This window comes from Streptomyces sp. NPDC051214 (assembly GCF_040682375.1).
In the GTDB taxonomy this organism is placed as follows: Bacteria; Actinomycetota; Actinomycetes; order Streptomycetales; family Streptomycetaceae; genus Streptomyces.
Window position 1 is genome coordinate 382411 of the sequence record NZ_JBFBAT010000003.1, and the last position, 15854, is coordinate 398264.

The following is a 15854-nucleotide window of genomic DNA, read 5'->3' on the forward strand; positions in this document are numbered from 1 at the left end:
CTTGCGCCCCGGCAGCCGCGTGGTGATCATGGCACCCATGACTTCCCGAAAGGAGGCCCAGCGATCCCACGGTGATCGCTGATGGCCGCACACGAGGTGTCGCAGACGCCCTCCCTCCCACCGCAGTCCATGCCCGCGCCGCTGACGGCGGCCTGGCTGTCGGCTCACTTCGACCCACTGCCCTTCCCGGCCCGCATGAGCGCCCTCGCCCGTTACGCCAGGGCGCTCACCGAAGACGCGTACGGCACACTCCGCGCGGCCCTCGCCGCCGGAACCCCTGACGACCGGCACACCGCCCTCTTCTTGGCCGTGGCCCGGCGTGACCTCACCACCATCGCCGAAGCCCTCGCCGATCCGTTCCAGCGCCGCCGCGCCCTCTCGGCGTCCATCCGGTTGCCCGTGCCGGAAACGGCCCTGGAACAGCTCGCGTTGAGTGACGTCGCGGCGGTACGCCGCGACACCTACCGCGTCCTGCGCCTGAGCCGGCGAAGCGCCCTCGCCGCACGCCTGCTGCCCGAGGTCCACGCCCGGTTCGGCGCACGGGACGCCGCTCACCTGCTGCCCGCATGCCCGGCCGAGACGGTCCGAGCGTGGCTGCCCCGCCTTGATCCACCTGCCGGCGTCCTGAGCGCGCTGACCCGCAGCGCACCACGGGCCGTGGCCCAACTGCTCGTCACCCGTGGCGAGAGCCGCGCCGATCACGACCGCCACCGGTTCGTGGGCCGCAACCGGGCGAACGCAAGCGTGGCCGCGCAACGCGACCCGGAGGCCGGGCTGCTGCTCCTGGCACAGGCCCCCGATCTCCTGACCCCGCGAGCAGCCCGAACGCTGCTGCTTCGCCCCTCCAGAGTCCTTGAGATCCTGCGCGCGGCCCCGCCCGACCAGGACGGCTCTCCCCGCGAGCTGCGGATCTCCGCCGGCGCACTGCCGCCCGCCATCCGACGAGCCCTGCACGCGCTCCCGCCCGCGGAGTTGCTGGACCTCACCCGTCGCTGCCCCGTGACGCAGTCACGACACCGTTGGCCGGGATGTCACGACATCGAGCCCGACGGCCTGGTGGCCATGCTGCCCGCACCGGAACGCCGCCGCCTCGTCGAGGAACGCACCGCCCGGCCCCGCTCGGTGCGGAGCCTGCCCACGGCCACGCTCACGGCCCTGGAGCCCGCCGACAGGGCGGAGCTCGTCCTGCCCTGGGTGGAACGCTTCTCGCGTCGCGAGTGGATACTGAGCCGCCTGGCTGTCGGCCTTCCGCTCGCCCTGGGAGAACCGCTGCTGCGCGACATGGCCGGACAACACCGCGCCCACCAGCGCCAGATGGCCTGGCCCGCGCTGCTGGCCTGCGCGGAACTCGAAGACGACCCGGCGCAGTTCGCGCGGATCGCGGAAGACTGCGAGCGGGCCTGGCACGACCAGGAGGAGGTGCGCAGGGCCGCCCTCCAGCAGCTCGCCGGGGCGCCCCCACGTCTGCTCGCGGCGCTGCCCGACCGGGTCCTGCGGGACGCGGCACTGACCACCGTCCAGTCCCGCGACACGACCACCCACACCCTGGCCGCGGCGGAACTACTGCTCCGCCGCGCCGCCGAGAGCGCCGCGGCGACCGGCAGGCTCCACCGCGCGGCCTACGCGGTGGAACTGCTCTGCCACGTCGTGTCCGACCCGGGCTCCCGCAAAGCCGTCACGCCGCTGCGCATCAGTGAGGAAGCGGCGCGTGCCGTCTGGTCCGCCACATCGCACAGCACACCGGCACCTCCCGGCCTCCGCAGCGCCCTCGCGGAACTCCTCGCGCCACACCTCACCGCACTGCCGGAACTCGACGCTCTGGTGCGTGCCATGGCGCTGGAATCCGACGACCCGGACATCGCCGCCCGCGCGGCGGCCGCCTGGGTGAGCCCGGTGGGGCTGCGGGAGCGGCGCAGTGCCGAACTGGTCGGCCATGACGCGTCGTTCGCGTCGGTTCCGGTCGTCCTGCGCACGATCGTCACCCGGCGCACCGACCTGCTGGACGCGGTGCTGATCGCCGCGCGGGACGGCCTCACAGGCCGCGTGCGCCCCCGCGCCGTCGCCTGGGCCGCGGGGCTGCACGCAGGTGTCATCGGCCGCTGGCTGCCGGCGCAACGCCGTGCGTGGGACGAGCACCACGCGCGCGTGGCGGCCGACGAGCTGGCTCACGTGCGTACCCGTGCCGACGCGGCAGCCCAGGTACGCGAAGCCGCGCTGCTGACCGCACTCGCGAAAACAGCGCCGCAACCTGTCGCCGCGGCGGCTCTCGGCGCACTGGGCGAGGTCCTCAGTGCGGCGTACGTCGGCGTACCGCCTGCCACCGAGGCCCTGCTGGACACCCTGCTGCGGCACGCCGCAACGGGCGGAGTCCGGGGTCGGGCCGCCATGGCATCCGTACGCCGACTCCTGGCGGTGGTGCCGGACCCGGAAGCGGTCACCCTGCTCCGCCCCGTGGCCTGCGCGGCGGACACCCCCGTCGGCTCCCGCAAGGAAGCCGTCCGCGCCCTGGGCGCGCTCACCGGTGACGCGGCGTTCGACGCTCTGGTGGCGGCCTGGGACGCGCCGCGCCAACACCGCGACGTACGCGCCGTGGTGGCCCGCCACCTCCTTGCCGCGATCGACCGCCCCGCCATCGCGGACCGCCTCGCCCGGGCAGCGGACCAACCCGCCATACGGGAAGCGGTGATCCACGCGCGCGTGGGGCGCGTGCACGAATCCGCCGGAGAGGCCTACGCGGACTTCCTGGCCCGCCTGGTGAGGGACGGTGACGAAGAGACCGTGGTCGCCGCGTGCCGCGCCCTGCCCGCCTGGTTCACAGCCCGGTCCGCCGACGCCATGAGGGCCGTCGCCGACGTCGCCACGGACCCGGGGCGGAGCCGACGGGAGTGGGACACGGCCGCACAGCAGTTGGCCCGCTTCCCTGCGGGGCCGGTCGGAGGGCCCGTCCTGAAGAGCGTCATCGAGCGGCTTCAGGGCCTTGCCGGCACGTCGGACCCACAGGTGCGCGCTGATGCGCTCCGCCGTCTCTCCGGCATCGCCGAGGCCGTGCGCGTCCGGCGAGGCTCCGCCCAGACGCTCCTCGTCGCCGACACCTTGGCCCGGTCGCTGCACGCCGTGGGCCTCTACCCCGATGCGGCGGCCCTGACCTGGGAGACGTCGCTGGCCGCCGTGCGCCACGGCCAACATGACGCGGCGCGCTGGGAGCGGCTGCTGGATCTGGTGGAAGAACGCCCCGAACGACTGCCCCTGGCGAGCGCACTGCAGCTCGACGTCCCGACGCCACGCGCGGGTGCGGCCCTGCTCGCGGCCGCCCGTCTGCTGCGCGAGCGAGGCACCCCGGTGGCCGGGGTGATGGCGCTCGCGCTGGTGCGGGCCGGCGGCCGGGCCACATCGTGGGAGGCGACCTGGCGCGCCGAACTGGTGGCGCTGCGCGAACACACGGACCACGACACGGCGATGGGCGCGTTCCTCCTCGCCTCCGAGCAGAACATCTGAGGAATCGCGGGCCCCGGAGACTCGCTCCGGTCGAAGGCGGGGCGAGGCGATCAGGTGGGGCGTACGGCCATCTTGTCGAGTGCGTCAAGAAGCGCGGGGAGCTCGGGGCCGCGGCCCACCGGCAGCACCTCGCCCGGCTCCTCGTCGAGCAGCACGAACGCGATGTCGTCGGTCCTGGCGACCATCGACCAGCCAGGACCGTCGGCGCGAAGAATGCGCGCCTCACCGGAGGCGAACGAGGAGCGCACGCGGCCCAGCGGCGGCGGGGTGCTCACATACGCCCGTACTTCGGCCAGCACGCGGCGCACACCGGTGAGGGGGGCTTGAGCGGCCTCAGCCTCGACAGCGACATCCGCCCCGGAGCCGTCATCGGCGCCGTCCCCCAAAAAGTCGGCGTCGTCGATCTGCTCGCGCCACGCCGCCCACTGCAGCGCGATCTCGTCGGCGCCCAGCCGGCGCTGAGCAGGACCCCAGGTATCGGACTGCGGCGGTGAGAGCGGCTTCTCGTCCGCTTCCTCGGGATCGGGATCGTGCGGAGCGGGCACGTTGGGCGCCGCGACGGCGACCGCCAGCGGCCAGCCGGGCAGTGCGGCGACCACCGTACGTTCGTCGGGCGACAGGTCGTACTCCATGCCGCAGTCCCAGGAGGCGATGGCGACGGCCACGAGTGACACGTCGTCGACGACGACGGTCCACCGGGCGCCCGCACCATCCTGACCGAGCACCAGACCGTAGCCGGTTGCCAGGGGCGCGAGCCCCAGGGCCGCGCACGCCTCCGGATAGTCGTCACCGAGCACACTCGGGAACTTCGCGGGTGTCAGCAGCACCGCGGTCAGCACGTACAGCGCGTCGTCCTCGGCGGCGACAGCGTCGTCCGTTCCGGCCATGCCAGCCTCCCCATCGCTTCATCTGTCGGCGCACCCTAACCACAGGTCCGGTTGATCGTCGAGGGGCGCGTGACCAGGAAGGGTGCTCACGGGCGTCGCGAAACTCGCTCGTGAGAGCCCGCGCCGGTCGCCTAGGGTGCGTGACATGCCGAGAGCCAGTGCGCACTACGTCTGCCTGCCGTGCCGTGCTTCTTTCAAGAAGTCGGCCGACTACGGCCGCGCGGGTGCCGAGATCTGCCCGCGCTGTGAGGGCCTGTTGCTCAACGCGGGATCGGCGCTCGCCGTGCCCAAGCGCCGCGACAAAGCGGCCTGGCGCGCCTTGAGCGTGGTCCTGCTCTCCGGACTGCGCTTCCGGCAGGGCTGCTGCGGCGACGGCCCGGGCTATCGCCCGCGCACCCCGCGCGAGGTCCGAGATCGCCTCGCGCACGCGGCCGAGACAGGCACCCTCCTCCATGAGGCACTGGCCTGCCCCGATCCCACGCACACGGACGTCAGGCGGCAGGCAGGCCGAGGAGCGTACGCGCCACGACCGCCGGCGACTCGTCGCGTTCCCGGGCGAGGGCGATGACCGCTCGGCAGGCGAGTTCGCTGACGCCGAAGGACAAAGCCTCCGGCGACACCCAGCCCGCGGCTTCGTCCGCGCGGTCCTGATCGTCGTCGGCGGACGCGGACACGTAGACGGCAGCCGCCTCGAAGAGGTTGTGCGGGCGGCGCCGCTCCTCCTTGCCGCGCACAGCTTCGTCCGTGCGCCACAGCTTGCGCAGCTTGTCGAACATGTGGGCCACCTTCCCCCGGTTGTCGTTGCCGCTGATGATCACTCATCTGCTCTACCCCAACGTAGAGTTGGAGCTCCGACGACAGAAGGGGGGCCGTGCGGTGAAGCGCTATGACCGGCTCAAGGAGATTCGGCGTCTCGATCCGGAGAAGGACGCCCTGGCGATCTACCGGCTCACCGCGACATACGAGTTCCCCTGGGACTATACCCGCGCTCTCGAGCTCGCGCTCTACCGCACCTACGCCGTTCCCAGCATCGGACGGCTCCTCGCCGAGACGGCGGAACTGACGGACCGTACGCAGAAGCGGTACGACGACACGGCCCTGCTTCTGGACACCGTCGTGGAGCACGGTTTCGGCACGGACGAGGGTCGCACCGCGATCCGCCGCATCAACCAGATGCACCGGAGCTACGACATCAGCAATGAAGACATGCGCTATGTGCTGTGCACGTTCGTGGTGATGCCCAAACGCTGGATCGACGCCTACGGCTGGCGCAAGCTGTCGCGCCACGAGACGACCGCGGCCGCCGTCCACTACCGCACCTTGGGGCGGCACATGGGGATCCAGGACATACCGGACTCCTACGAAGCCTTCGAGAAGTGTCTCGATGCCTACGAGGAGGCGCACTTCGCGTGGGACGAGGGTGCGCGCAAGGTCTCCGACGCGACCCTCGACCTCATGGCCTCCTGGTACCCGCGCCCGCTGGCGCCCTTGTTGCGCGCCTCGACCATCGCCCTGCTCGACGAGCCCCTCCTGCGCGCCTTCCGCTATGAACCGCCGAGCCCCGCGATGCGCACGCTGGTCAGGCGCGCGGTGCGATGGCGCGGCCGGGCCGTGCGCCTGATGCCGCCCCGCACCGCCCCGCACTACGCCCGGCAGAACTGGGAGATCAAGGGCTACCCGCGGGGCTACCGGGTCGGCGAGCTCGGCACCTTTCCCGTGCCCGGCGTCCGGGGCTGTCCGGTGCCGCACGGGGGCGGCTCGGAGGCCACCTCAGCGCAGTGATTCCAACGTGGCGCGCAGCCAGGCGAGTTCGGCACGGCTCGTCGCACGGGCGATGGTGAGGATGCCGCGTCGAAACGGATCGTCCAGATCCTCGGCGCGCAATGGGCGCTCGCCGTCGTAGAAGAAGCTGGCCGGCTCTTCGAGGAAGGTCAGGCGGCGCTTGAGGACCGCCGCCTGCGCCGCCTTGTCGTCGACGTGGCGGAGAAACGCGAGGACCGTGAACCACCGGTTCTCATCGCTGATGTCGGCCTGCTGCGGCTGCGTGAGCCTGCGGTGCAGCTCGCTCCTGCCTTCCGCGGTGAGGTCCAGGACATGGCGGGGGGCCGCCACGGAGCCGGGCTGTGTCTCGCGGGCCAGCAGTCCGGCCTTCTCCAGCCGTTTGATGGCGGGGTACAGCGTGCTCTCCGCGACCGGGCGCACGTGCCCGGTCAGGGCGGTGATGCGCTTGCGCAGCTCATAGCCGTGCAGGGGCGCTTCGTAGAGGAATCCGAGGATGGCCAGTTCGAGCATGCCGTGCATTGTGCCGTACCAGCGGTGTACATCCCACACGCAATACATCGGTGGCGATGTATTGTCCTCCCGGAGCAGGAGTGGACGAGCGAGGGAGTGGCGATGCGACAGGCACGGTTCGACGCGCAGGGCAGCTGTGTCCGCTGGACGGAGAGCGAAGGGGCCGACCCGGCCCGGGTGTACGTGCACGGGCTCGGCGCGGCGTCGTCGGTCTACCACGCTCACATCGCGGCCAGAGCCGAGCTGAGCGGATGCCGGTCGCTCTTCGTCGATCTGCCGGGCCACGGCATCAGTGACCGCCCGGCGGACTTCGGATACTCCCTGGAGGACCACGCGGACGCCTTGGCCGCGGCGTTGGACGCGGCCGGGGTGACCGGCGCGGAGATCGTCGCGCACAGCATGGGCGGCTCCGTCGCCATCGTGCTCGCGCACCGGCGCGGCGACCTGGTGTCCCGGCTCGTGCTGACCGAGGCGAACCTCGACCCCGACCCGGCCGCGACAGCGGGCAGCAGCGGCATCGCGGCGTACGAGGAGGAGGACTACGTCGCCGATGGCCACGCGCGCGTGCTCGACAAGGTCGGTCCCCTCTGGGCTGCGACCATGCGGCTGGCCGACCCCCGCGCCCTGCACCGCAGCGCGAGGGGACTGGTGAGGGGAACCAGCCCGACGATGCGCGCGATGCTCACGGAACTGCCCGTCGAGCGTGTCTTCCTGCAGGGCGCGCGCAGCGGCGAACTCCTGGGCACGGAAGAGCTGATGGCTTCCGGAGTGAAGGTCGTGACCGTGCCGAACGCGGGACACAACGTCATGTTCGACAACCCGGAGGCCTTCGCCTCGGCCGTCGCCGGACGCCGGTGACAGTCCGGCGCCGCGGCCCTAGCCCTCCCGTACGGCCAGGGCGAGAAACCGCGCGTCCTCGTCGACGTAGGAGGTCAGCCGCCAGCCGGCACCGGCGAGCAACGGGCGCAGGTTCGCCTCGGCGCGCAGATCGTCCGGCGTGATCTGGCGGCCCTGCCGCGCCGCGAGCGCCGCCCTGCCGATGGGATGGAAAAGGGCGAGGACCCCTCCAGGACGCACGACACGCCTCAACTCCCGCAGGTTCTCGGCCGGATCGGCAAGATGGGAGATCAGGCCCGCGCCGAACACCGCATCGAGCGACGCGTCGCGCACCGGGAGCCGGGAGACGTCCGCGAGCAGGAGTTGCCCTGCGCGGTCCCTGCCCGCCCGCGTGGCGGCCTCCAGCATGGCGGGCGTCAGATCGGCCCCGAGCACGACTCCCGAGGGCCCCACGGCGTCCCTGAGCGCGGGCAGGGCGCGTCCGGTCCCGCACCCGGCGTCCAGGACACGGCCGCCGGGACGCAGGCCGAGCTCGGTCGCGGCGGCCCGGTAGGCGGGGCCGTCGTCGGGGAAGCGGCTGTCCCAGTCGGCCGCTCGGGCGGAGAAGAAGTCACGGACGCGCGTGTGGTCATCGCTCATGTGGCCATGATTGCTCAACGACCGGCATGCGCGTCGGGGGCACACGTTCGAGCGTCACGCGATCGTTCAGGACCCTCTCTCAGTCATATTCCAACACCTTTCGAACTGCGCCCCCGTTGTGCGCCCCTGTTCGGACTAGCGTCCCGGAGCCATGGGACACCTGGACCACGCCACCTTCGGCTGGCTGACCCCCGTGCTGTCGTACGTGATGGCCTGTATCGGCGCCGCTCTCGGGCTGCGCTGCACCGTCCGTGCGCTCGGCGCCACGGGCACGTCGCGCCGCAACTGGCTCATCACCGCGGCCTCCGCCATCGGCGCCGGCATCTGGACGATGCACTTCGTGGCCATGCTCGGCTTCGGCGTCACCGGCACGCAGATCCACTACAACGTGCCCCTGACCATCCTCAGCCTCGTCGTGGCGATGGCCGTCGTCGGAGTCGGGGTCTTCGCCGTCGGCTACGGCCGTCACCGCGGACGGGCGCTGGCGCTCGGCGGTCTGACCACCGGGCTCGGCGTGGCATCCATGCACTACCTGGGCATGGCCGCCCTGCGACTGCACGGCAGCGTGCGCTACGACCCCGTGCTGGTCGGCCTCTCCGTGGTCATCGCCGTCGTCGCCGCGACCGCGGCCCTGTGGGCGGCACTCAACATCAAGTCACCACTCGCCGTCGCCGTCGCGTCCCTCGTCATGGGCGGTGCGGTGAGCAGCATGCACTACACCGGCATGCTGGCCGTGAGCGTGCGGGTCACCGAATCCGGCGCCGCTCTGGCCGGCGCGACGACCATGCAGTTCATCTTTCCCCTGGCGGTCGGCCTCGGGTCCTATCTCTTCCTGACCTCAGCGTTCGTCGCGCTCTCCCCGACCTCAGGGGAGCGTGAGGCCTCCGTGGCGGCCCAGCGGCCGGTGGAGGGTGCCGCCGGATAGCGGCGTATCCGGGCCGGACACGGCCGGGCGGACACACCCCGAAATCTCTCCGAGCGAGGAGGCCATGCCTACACCCCGCAGGACCACTGACCCGGCCGACGGCACAGCGCCGCCGCAGACCGGCGCCCCGGCACGCGGTCGACGCGCCCACGCGGGACCGCCCGCCGACGAACGTCCCGGCACCAACGCCCCCTCGGAACCCGGCCCGCCGACGGCCCCGGCCTCGCGAGACCGCTCGTGGTGGCCTCGCCCTCGCACCGTACGAGCCAAGATCGTCTGTCTGCTGATGGTGCCGGTCGTCTCCCTGATCGGTCTGTGGGGGTACGCCACGGTCAGCACGGCCCAAGACGTGGCGCACCTACGGCAGTTGCAGCGCGTCGACACAGAGGTGCGCGGTCCCGTCGACACGGCCGTCGCCGCACTGCAGGCAGAGCGCGTGACAGCGGTGCGGTACGCGACCCGACCCGCACCCGACGGGGGCAGCGAGCTCAACAGGCGCGCGGAACGCACGGACCGCGCGGTCGCGAAGCTGCGGCGCGGCGAGGGCGGGACGGTCGCCGACGGCGCCGATCTGCCCACCGGCGTGACCTCCAGGCTCGCGTCCTTCGTCACCGCCGCCGAAGGCCTGGACGCCCTACGGGCCGACGTGATCGACGGGCGCACGGGCTGGGACGCGGCCTACGGCCAGTACACCAAGGCCATCTCGGCCGCCTTCGGGGTCGGCGGCGCACTCACCGGCGTCCAGGACGCCGAACTCGGCTCCGATGCGCGCGTGCTGCTCGAATTCGCCCGGGCCGCCGAGATGCTGGCACGCGAGGACGTCGTCCTGGCCAGCGCGCGGCTCGACGGCTCCCTCGACGGTGAGCGCCTGCGGCAGTTCACCGGAGCCGTCGACACCCGGCGCACCCTGACCGATGCGGCGGTCGCGGATCTGCGTGGGTCCGAACGAGCAGCCTGGCAGGACCTCGCGGAGGGGAGCGCGTACGCCGACGTGCGCGCCGTCGAGGACAAGGTGCTCCTCGCGCCACCGGGCCGCAAGGCCGCCGACGCGGCTTCGGCCGCCAAGTGGGACAACTCCCACGCGGTGGTACGCGACGAGCTGCGCGCGATCGACGCGGGCGCCGACCGGGACGCCGCGGGCCGGGCCGACCCCCTGACCCGCGGGCTGCTCACACCGGCAGGTGCCGCCGTGCTGCTCGGGCTCGTGGCCGTCGCCCTCTCCCTGGTCATCTCCGTCCGCATCGGGCGCGGCCTGGTCGTCGAGCTGGTGAGCCTGCGCAACGGCGCCCTGGAGATCGCCCGGCACAAACTCCCGCACGCCATGCGGAGGCTGCGTGCGGGCGAGGAGATCGACATCCACGCCGAAGCACCCCCGGGACCGCCCGCGGAGGACGAGACGGGGCAGGTCTACGAAGCGCTCGGCACGGTGCACCGGGCGGCCCTCCACGCCGCCATCGAGCGCGCCGAACTCGCCAGCGGCATCTCGGGCGTCTTCGTCAACCTCGCCCGCAGGAGCCAGGTCCTCGTGCACCGCCAGCTCAGCCTCCTCGACGGCATGGAGCGCAGGGCGGACGACCCGAACGAACTCAGCGACCTCTTCCGCCTCGACCACCTCACCACCCGCATGAGGCGACATGCCGAGAGCCTGATCATCCTCTCCGGTGCGGCGCCCGGTCGCGCCTGGCGCCTGCCCGTGTCCTTGACGAACGTGGTCCGCGCAGCCGTCTCCGAAGTCGAGGACTACGCGCGCGTGGAGGTCCGACAGCTCCCCGCCGCCGCGGTCCTCGGGACGGCCGTCGCCGACCTCACCCACCTCCTGGCCGAACTCGTCGAGAACGCCGCCCAGTTCTCGCCGCCCCACACCAAGGTGCGCGTCAACGGCGAACCGGTCGGCAACGGCTACGCCCTGGAGGTCGAGGACCGTGGTCTGGGCATGGGCGCGGAGGCCCTGGCAGAGGCCAACCGCCGCATCGAGCAGTCCGAAGCGCTCGATCTCTTCGACAGCGACCAACTGGGACTCTTCGTCGTCAGCAGGCTCGCCGCGCGACACGGGATCAAAGTGCACCTGCGCACGTCCCCGTACGGCGGCACCACCGCGGTCGTTCTCCTGCCCACCGCACTACTGCAGAGCACCACGCCGGAGAGTCCCGGAGACCACACCATGGAACGTGACCGCGAACTGAACGCGCACGCACGCGTGCCCGACGCCGCCCCGCTGAACGGCAACTCGGTGCCGCCCCCGGCCTCCCGCCCCGCACTGGCCCCCTCGGCGGACGCTCCGCCGGCGACGCCCCCGGGCGTCACGGCCCTGCGCCCGCACAAGCCGCCGGCAACGGAACCCGAGGCCGCCCCAGGGCCTTCGGACGATCTTCCGCGCCGGGTACGCCAGGCCAGCCTGGCCCCCCAGCTGCGCGAGCGCCCGCGTGACGTGGCGGCCGGATCCGTGAGCGTCCGCGAAGAGACCGAACGCAGCCCCGAAGACGTACGGGACCGTATGTCCGCCTACCGCGAGGGCTGGGCGCGCGGCGGCGGCCGCAGGCCCGGCATCGTCGGCGCGGTCCCCGACATCCCAGGGCCCGCCCCGGCCAGTGACAGCACCGAAGGAGATCACGCATGATCCAGGATCAGAGCATCACCGCCGGCAGGGCCGGCGAACTCGACTGGCTGCTAGATGACTTGGTGCTGCGCGTCGGAGAGGTACGGCACGCCGTGGTGCTCTCCAACGACGGTCTCGCCGTCGGCGCCTCGACCGCCCTCACCCGCGAGGACGCCGAACACCTCGCCGCGGTCGCCTCCGGATTCCACAGCCTCGCCAAGGGCGCGGGCCGGCACTTCGGAGCCGGCGGAGTGCGCCAGACCATGGTGGAGATGGACGACGGCTTCCTGTTCGTGGCAGCGGCGGGCGACGGCTCGTGCCTCGCCGTACTCAGCTCCGTGACCGCCGACATCGGCCTCGTCGCCTACGAGATGGCACGCCTGGTCAAACGCGTGGGCGAGCACCTGCACACCCCTCCGCGCTTCGCGGCGCAGCCGCCGGCCGTCGGATGACGCAGGGCGGCCGACGCAGATGACCGAGGACAAGAGCGCCGCCCCGCGCGACGCGGGCAGCCAGTGGTACGACAACGAGGCCGGACCACTGGTCCGTCCCTACGCGATGACCGGCGGGCGGACCCAACCGGGCCCCAGCGGAGTGCGCTTCGACCTGATCGCACTCGTCGCACTCGACGCGAACGCACCGAGCCTCGGCGACGACACCGCGCTCGGCCCCGAACACCGGTCGCTCATCGAACTGTGCCGCACCGAGACCCAGTCGGTGGCCGAACTGGCGGCCGACGCAGATCTGCCCGTGGGGGTGGTCAGGGTGCTGCTCGGCGACCTGCTGGAAATGGGCTGCGTGAAGGTGAACCGACCCGTGCCACCCGCACAGCTACCCGACGAGAAGATCCTGCGAGAGGTGATCGATGGGCTCCGAGCACTCTGACGCCGACGGCGGCGACACGACCGCCATGGCGTTGAAGATTCTGGTCGCGGGCGGCTTCGGGGTGGGCAAGACCACCCTGGTCGGCGCGGTCAGCGAGATCCGCCCGCTGCGCACCGAGGAACTCCTCAGCGAGGCGGGCCAGTCGGTGGACGACACCGGCGGAGTCGACCGCAAGACCACGACGACCGTCGCCATGGACTTCGGCCGCATCACCATCAGGTCCGGCCTGTCGCTGTACCTCTTCGGTACGCCGGGGCAGGACCGTTTCTGGTTCCTGTGGGACGAGTTGTCCCAGGGCGCGCTCGGAGCCGTCGTCCTCGCGGACACCCGACGGCTCGAGGACTGCTTCCCCGCCGTCGACTACTTCGAGCACCGGCACATCCCGTTCGTCGTGGCCGTCAACTGCTTCGCGGCCGCGCGTACGTACGGCGCGCACGAAGTGTCACGGGCCCTGGACCTCGACCGCGGCACCCCCGTGGTGCTGTGCGACGCACGGGACCGCGATTCGGGAAAGGAGGTGTTGATACGCCTGGTCGAGTACGCCGGGCGGATGCATACCGCCCGGCTGCTCGACACGGTGGGCTGAGATCAGGCGCGGAGAGGACGTCAGTCGGCGACCGCGCCCTGCGCGATCACCTTGTCGATCTTGACGCGCACGAGCAGCTCACCCGGCACGCCATTGCGCTCGCCGAACTCCTCGGCGCGGCCCTCGCCCATATAGCGGGCGCCGAGCCGGGCGGCCCAGTGCCGCACCTCGTCGGGATCGTCGCTCAGCCGCGCCTGCCCCTGCAGGATCACGAACGTGAAGGGAGGCCTGTCGTCGTCCACACAAAGGGCGACACGCCCGTCTCGCGCCAGATTCCGCCCCTTGACGGTCTGTGCCCCGGTGTTGAACACCACCTCGTCCCCGTCCAACAAGAACCAGATCGGTGCGATATGGGGGCTGCCGTCCGCCCGGACAGTCGACAGCTTGCCGGTACGGGTGCCCTGCGAGACGAAAGCCCGCCACTGGTCCTCGGTCATCTTCTGTGCCATGTCCTCATCATGCTTGCCGGAGGGCCGATGGTGGGGAAGGCTGGCAGGTCAGTTCCACCGGCCAGGGGGAACAGAAGGCGGGGAGACGGGAACATGGTGCAGAACACGGGCCTCGGTTGGCTGCTCGACGACTTGACCAAGCGGATGGAGCCCGTACGGCACGCGCTCGTGCTGTCCAACGACGGCCTGGTGACCGGCGCGAGTTCGGAACTCAAGCGCGAGGACGCGGAACATCTGGCCGCGGTCTCGTCGGGTCTGCACAGCTTGGCCAAGGGCTCAGGGCGGCATTTCCGCGCGGGCAGCGTGCGCCAGACGATGATCGAGTTCGACGACGCGGTGCTGTTCGTGACGGCGGCCGGCGACGGCAGTTGTCTGTGCGTCCTCAGCTCCGCGGAGGCGGACATCGGCCAGGTCGCCTACGAGATGACACTCCTCGTCAACCGTGTCGGCGAGCACCTCGGCGTCGGCGCCAGGCAGCCGGAGCGAACACCGGTCGTAGACCTCTGACCCCCGCACCTGACCTGCTGAAACGTCGACGCGTCGAGAGTTATCCACAGGCTCGGCGCGGATCGCGGTGATCGCGCTACGGTTTTTCCCGAGAGCAACGACGCCTCACGGGGGAGAACCACCATGACAGGTCACACGATCACGCAGGAGACCGCCGAAACCGCCGCCACGGCGGCGCAGACCTCGGTCGCGCAGAGCCGAGCAGCACGGGAACTGGGGGTGAAGCGCGGCGAGTTCGAGCTCGCCGTGATGCTGGGGCGCGTCCGCACCGTCGCCGACACGCCCGGTGGGCGCCGTCGGGTCACACGCGAGGAGATCGAGCGCGTCCGTGCCGGGGACGGCTTCCCGGAGGCATGGCTCGAGCGCATCAGAGCCGTGGGCACCACCGAGGGCGCGGCCCTCATGGGCATCTCCACGGCCCGGTTCACCCGCCTCACACGCGCAGGCTTCGTCACCCCGGTGAAGTTCTATCTGAACCGCTATCGAGCGGTGGTCTGGCTGTATCTGGCAGAAGAGCTGAAGCACTTCGCCGAAGCCGAGGTCAACGCAAGCCTGCTCACCGGCCGAGCCCCCGGCACGATCCGCGCCCAACTGGAGGCGGGCGTCGACCTGCGGGCACGGAACTGGCGGGGCCGCCACGCGGGAGCGCTGCTCCGGCAGTCGGACGACCCCTGGGAGCGCGCGGCAGCCGTGGCCTCGCTGCTCGACCCGGTCCAGCTCGCGGGAATCATCCGGGATCCCTACGAACGCGCCTACGTACGAAGGCTCATGCCTGACCCCTTCGGCCAGAGCGTGCCGGAGTCACCCGCAGGACGGATCATCTACAAGATCATGACTGCGGACCATCCGGACGAGATCCGTTGGCTGCGGGCCAATCTCACGATCGGTCTCTCCCAGGCCCGAGGCCTGCGCCCGGCGCCACGGCCCGCGCCGCAACCCGGGACCGATGCGGTGGCGGGTGTTGTCCCCGGACCGCGGGCGGAGCACGCTGCCGAGCCGTCCCCGCACGACCCCGCGCCACAGCCCGCGACGCACCCCGAGGCTCCGCCCGCCGCGCTGCCCGAGGAAGGGAGCAACCGGAGGACGTCGGAGCCACGAGGCCTGCTCAAGTGGATGCGCCGCAGGGGAGCGTAGTCGCAGCCGCGGGGGAGCGTGGCCCCCCGCGGGCGCGACGGCGGACCCCGTGCGGCTCGCGTCGCTACTCGATGGCGTCGAGGTCCTTGGCGTAGTGCTCGATCGCGGGGCGGTACGCGGCGATGTCCGGGTCCTGACTCGTGGTGGCGAGCAGGGTCAGCAGGATCTCCATCGCGTCGTGTGCCCGGCCGGTGTTGTACAGAGCCATGGCCAGGAAGGTCTTGAGGGCGGCGTCGTCCGGGAACTCGGCTGCCGCGTCCCCCAAGGTCGTGACCGCCTCCGGATACCGGCCCAGGACGCGGTAGGTGCTGCCCAGACCCAGGAGCGCACCCCGGCGGTCATCCGGGGAAAGGCCGGGTTCCTCGACCGCGCGCACGTAGTGCGGCACGGCCTCGGCCTCCAGGCCGAGTGCGTCGTGCACCCACGCGGTCTGGTACGCCACCTCCGCGTCCAGGGGGAACTGCTCGCACAGGGCGAGCAGTCGATCCCGGGCCTCCTCCCGGCGGCCGTCCTCGCGCAGCCCGATGGCTTCGGCGAGCAGGCGGTCGCGGTGCGCGGCCAGGTCCCCGTCCTTCGTCAATGCCCCGTCCCTCTCTTCTGCCTTGTCTGAGCCCTGACCGAA

At 71.9% G+C, this 15854-nt stretch carries 16 protein-coding genes; 10 read left to right on the forward strand and 6 right to left on the reverse strand.

Annotated elements, in window-relative coordinates; genetic code table 11:
* Nucleotides 1–81: 81 nt before the first annotated feature.
* Nucleotides 82–3495 carry a hypothetical protein gene (locus AB0M70_RS09670; protein WP_365818192.1) on the forward strand — a complete coding sequence of 1138 codons (3414 nt, stop codon included), beginning with the start codon at nucleotides 82–84 and terminating at the stop codon, nucleotides 3493–3495.
* Nucleotides 3496–3545: 50 nt separating this feature from the next.
* On the opposite strand, the gene AB0M70_RS09675 is transcribed toward AB0M70_RS09670, so the two are convergent.
* Both AB0M70_RS09675 and AB0M70_RS09680 read right to left on the reverse strand, forming a co-directional pair.
* Entirely contained in the window at nucleotides 3546–4382 is an 837-nt protein-coding gene (locus AB0M70_RS09675; RefSeq protein WP_365818194.1) for a hypothetical protein, read from the reverse strand.
* Nucleotides 4383–4873: 491 nt separating this feature from the next.
* A complete protein-coding gene (locus AB0M70_RS09680; RefSeq protein WP_365818195.1) occupies nucleotides 4874–5158 on the reverse strand; it encodes a hypothetical protein in 285 nt (94 codons plus the stop codon).
* A gap of 100 nt (nucleotides 5159–5258) precedes the next feature.
* Here AB0M70_RS09680 and AB0M70_RS09685 point away from each other — a divergent pair, with 100 nt between their 5' ends.
* Nucleotides 5259–6164, forward strand: coding sequence for an oxygenase MpaB family protein (locus tag AB0M70_RS09685; protein ID WP_365818197.1), 906 nt, complete (start codon nucleotides 5259–5261; stop codon nucleotides 6162–6164).
* Here AB0M70_RS09685 and AB0M70_RS09690 read toward each other — a convergent pair.
* A complete protein-coding gene (locus AB0M70_RS09690) occupies nucleotides 6153–6674 on the reverse strand; it encodes a PadR family transcriptional regulator (protein ID WP_365818199.1) in 522 nt (173 codons plus the stop codon). The genes AB0M70_RS09685 and AB0M70_RS09690 overlap by 12 nt on opposite strands.
* A gap of 102 nt (nucleotides 6675–6776) precedes the next feature.
* On the opposite strand from AB0M70_RS09690, the gene AB0M70_RS09695 reads away from it, so the two are divergent.
* Nucleotides 6777–7532 (forward strand): alpha/beta hydrolase, encoded by a 756-nt coding sequence (locus AB0M70_RS09695; protein ID WP_365818201.1) that lies wholly within the window; start codon nucleotides 6777–6779, stop codon nucleotides 7530–7532.
* 18 nt (nucleotides 7533–7550) lie between these two features.
* On the opposite strand, the gene AB0M70_RS09700 is transcribed toward AB0M70_RS09695, so the two are convergent.
* Complete coding sequence (locus tag AB0M70_RS09700) at nucleotides 7551–8150, reverse strand: methyltransferase domain-containing protein (RefSeq protein ID WP_365818203.1); 600 nt, start codon at nucleotides 8148–8150, stop codon at nucleotides 7551–7553.
* Nucleotides 8151–8301: 151 nt separating this feature from the next.
* Between AB0M70_RS09700 and AB0M70_RS09705 the strand changes: the two genes are divergently transcribed.
* The 5 genes from AB0M70_RS09705 (at nucleotide 8302) to AB0M70_RS09725 (ending at nucleotide 13142) form a co-directional block, all read left to right on the forward strand.
* Complete coding sequence (locus tag AB0M70_RS09705) at nucleotides 8302–9075, forward strand: MHYT domain-containing protein (RefSeq protein WP_365818205.1); 774 nt, start codon at nucleotides 8302–8304, stop codon at nucleotides 9073–9075.
* Between the two features lie 64 nt (nucleotides 9076–9139).
* A complete protein-coding gene (locus AB0M70_RS09710; RefSeq protein ID WP_365818207.1) occupies nucleotides 9140–11692 on the forward strand; it encodes a nitrate- and nitrite sensing domain-containing protein in 2553 nt (850 codons plus the stop codon).
* Nucleotides 11689–12123, forward strand: a complete 435-nt coding sequence (locus tag AB0M70_RS09715) for a roadblock/LC7 domain-containing protein (protein WP_365818209.1) — start codon at nucleotides 11689–11691, stop codon at nucleotides 12121–12123. Before AB0M70_RS09710 ends, AB0M70_RS09715 begins: the two co-directional genes overlap by 4 nt.
* Nucleotides 12124–12142: 19 nt before the next feature.
* Complete coding sequence (locus tag AB0M70_RS09720) at nucleotides 12143–12556, forward strand: DUF742 domain-containing protein (RefSeq protein WP_365818211.1); 414 nt, start codon at nucleotides 12143–12145, stop codon at nucleotides 12554–12556.
* Nucleotides 12537–13142, forward strand: coding sequence for an ATP/GTP-binding protein (locus tag AB0M70_RS09725; RefSeq protein WP_363205958.1), 606 nt, complete (start codon nucleotides 12537–12539; stop codon nucleotides 13140–13142). The genes AB0M70_RS09720 and AB0M70_RS09725 overlap by 20 nt, the downstream gene beginning before the upstream one ends.
* A gap of 20 nt (nucleotides 13143–13162) precedes the next feature.
* On the opposite strand, the gene AB0M70_RS09730 is transcribed toward AB0M70_RS09725, so the two are convergent.
* Entirely contained in the window at nucleotides 13163–13591 is a 429-nt protein-coding gene (locus tag AB0M70_RS09730; RefSeq protein ID WP_365818213.1) for a PPOX class F420-dependent oxidoreductase, read from the reverse strand.
* Between the two features lie 93 nt (nucleotides 13592–13684).
* Here AB0M70_RS09730 and AB0M70_RS09735 point away from each other — a divergent pair, with 93 nt between their 5' ends.
* Entirely contained in the window at nucleotides 13685–14098 is a 414-nt protein-coding gene (locus tag AB0M70_RS09735; protein ID WP_365818215.1) for a roadblock/LC7 domain-containing protein, read from the forward strand.
* A gap of 123 nt (nucleotides 14099–14221) precedes the next feature.
* The gene (locus tag AB0M70_RS09740; RefSeq protein ID WP_365818217.1) at nucleotides 14222–15232 is read left to right on the forward strand and encodes a DUF6397 family protein; all 1011 of its coding nucleotides are present in this window, start codon (nucleotides 14222–14224) and stop codon (nucleotides 15230–15232) included.
* A gap of 64 nt (nucleotides 15233–15296) precedes the next feature.
* Here AB0M70_RS09740 and AB0M70_RS09745 read toward each other — a convergent pair whose 3' ends face one another.
* The gene (locus AB0M70_RS09745) at nucleotides 15297–15812 is read right to left on the reverse strand and encodes a tetratricopeptide repeat protein (RefSeq protein WP_365818219.1); all 516 of its coding nucleotides are present in this window, start codon (nucleotides 15810–15812) and stop codon (nucleotides 15297–15299) included.
* Between the last annotated feature and the right edge of the window lie 42 nt (nucleotides 15813–15854).

What these genes read in the sequence shown, in the direction of transcription:
- AB0M70_RS09670 (WP_365818192.1), top strand. Translation starts at nt 82, where the DNA reads ATGGCCGCACACGAGGTGTCGCAGACGCCCTCCCTCCCACCGCAGTCC.
- AB0M70_RS09675 (WP_365818194.1), bottom strand. Translation starts at nt 4,382, where the DNA reads ATGGCCGGAACGGACGACGCTGTCGCCGCCGAGGACGACGCGCTGTAC.
- AB0M70_RS09680 (WP_365818195.1), bottom strand. Translation starts at nt 5,158, where the DNA reads ATGTTCGACAAGCTGCGCAAGCTGTGGCGCACGGACGAAGCTGTGCGC.
- AB0M70_RS09690 (WP_365818199.1), bottom strand. Translation starts at nt 6,674, where the DNA reads ATGCTCGAACTGGCCATCCTCGGATTCCTCTACGAAGCGCCCCTGCAC.
- AB0M70_RS09695 (WP_365818201.1), top strand. Translation starts at nt 6,777, where the DNA reads ATGCGACAGGCACGGTTCGACGCGCAGGGCAGCTGTGTCCGCTGGACG.
- AB0M70_RS09700 (WP_365818203.1), bottom strand. Translation starts at nt 8,150, where the DNA reads ATGAGCGATGACCACACGCGCGTCCGTGACTTCTTCTCCGCCCGAGCG.
- AB0M70_RS09705 (WP_365818205.1), top strand. Translation starts at nt 8,302, where the DNA reads ATGGGACACCTGGACCACGCCACCTTCGGCTGGCTGACCCCCGTGCTG.
- AB0M70_RS09710 (WP_365818207.1), top strand. Translation starts at nt 9,140, where the DNA reads ATGCCTACACCCCGCAGGACCACTGACCCGGCCGACGGCACAGCGCCG.
- AB0M70_RS09715 (WP_365818209.1), top strand. Translation starts at nt 11,689, where the DNA reads ATGATCCAGGATCAGAGCATCACCGCCGGCAGGGCCGGCGAACTCGAC.
- AB0M70_RS09720 (WP_365818211.1), top strand. Translation starts at nt 12,143, where the DNA reads ATGACCGAGGACAAGAGCGCCGCCCCGCGCGACGCGGGCAGCCAGTGG.
- AB0M70_RS09725 (WP_363205958.1), top strand. Translation starts at nt 12,537, where the DNA reads ATGGGCTCCGAGCACTCTGACGCCGACGGCGGCGACACGACCGCCATG.
- AB0M70_RS09730 (WP_365818213.1), bottom strand. Translation starts at nt 13,591, where the DNA reads ATGGCACAGAAGATGACCGAGGACCAGTGGCGGGCTTTCGTCTCGCAG.
- AB0M70_RS09735 (WP_365818215.1), top strand. Translation starts at nt 13,685, where the DNA reads ATGGTGCAGAACACGGGCCTCGGTTGGCTGCTCGACGACTTGACCAAG.
- AB0M70_RS09740 (WP_365818217.1), top strand. Translation starts at nt 14,222, where the DNA reads ATGACAGGTCACACGATCACGCAGGAGACCGCCGAAACCGCCGCCACG.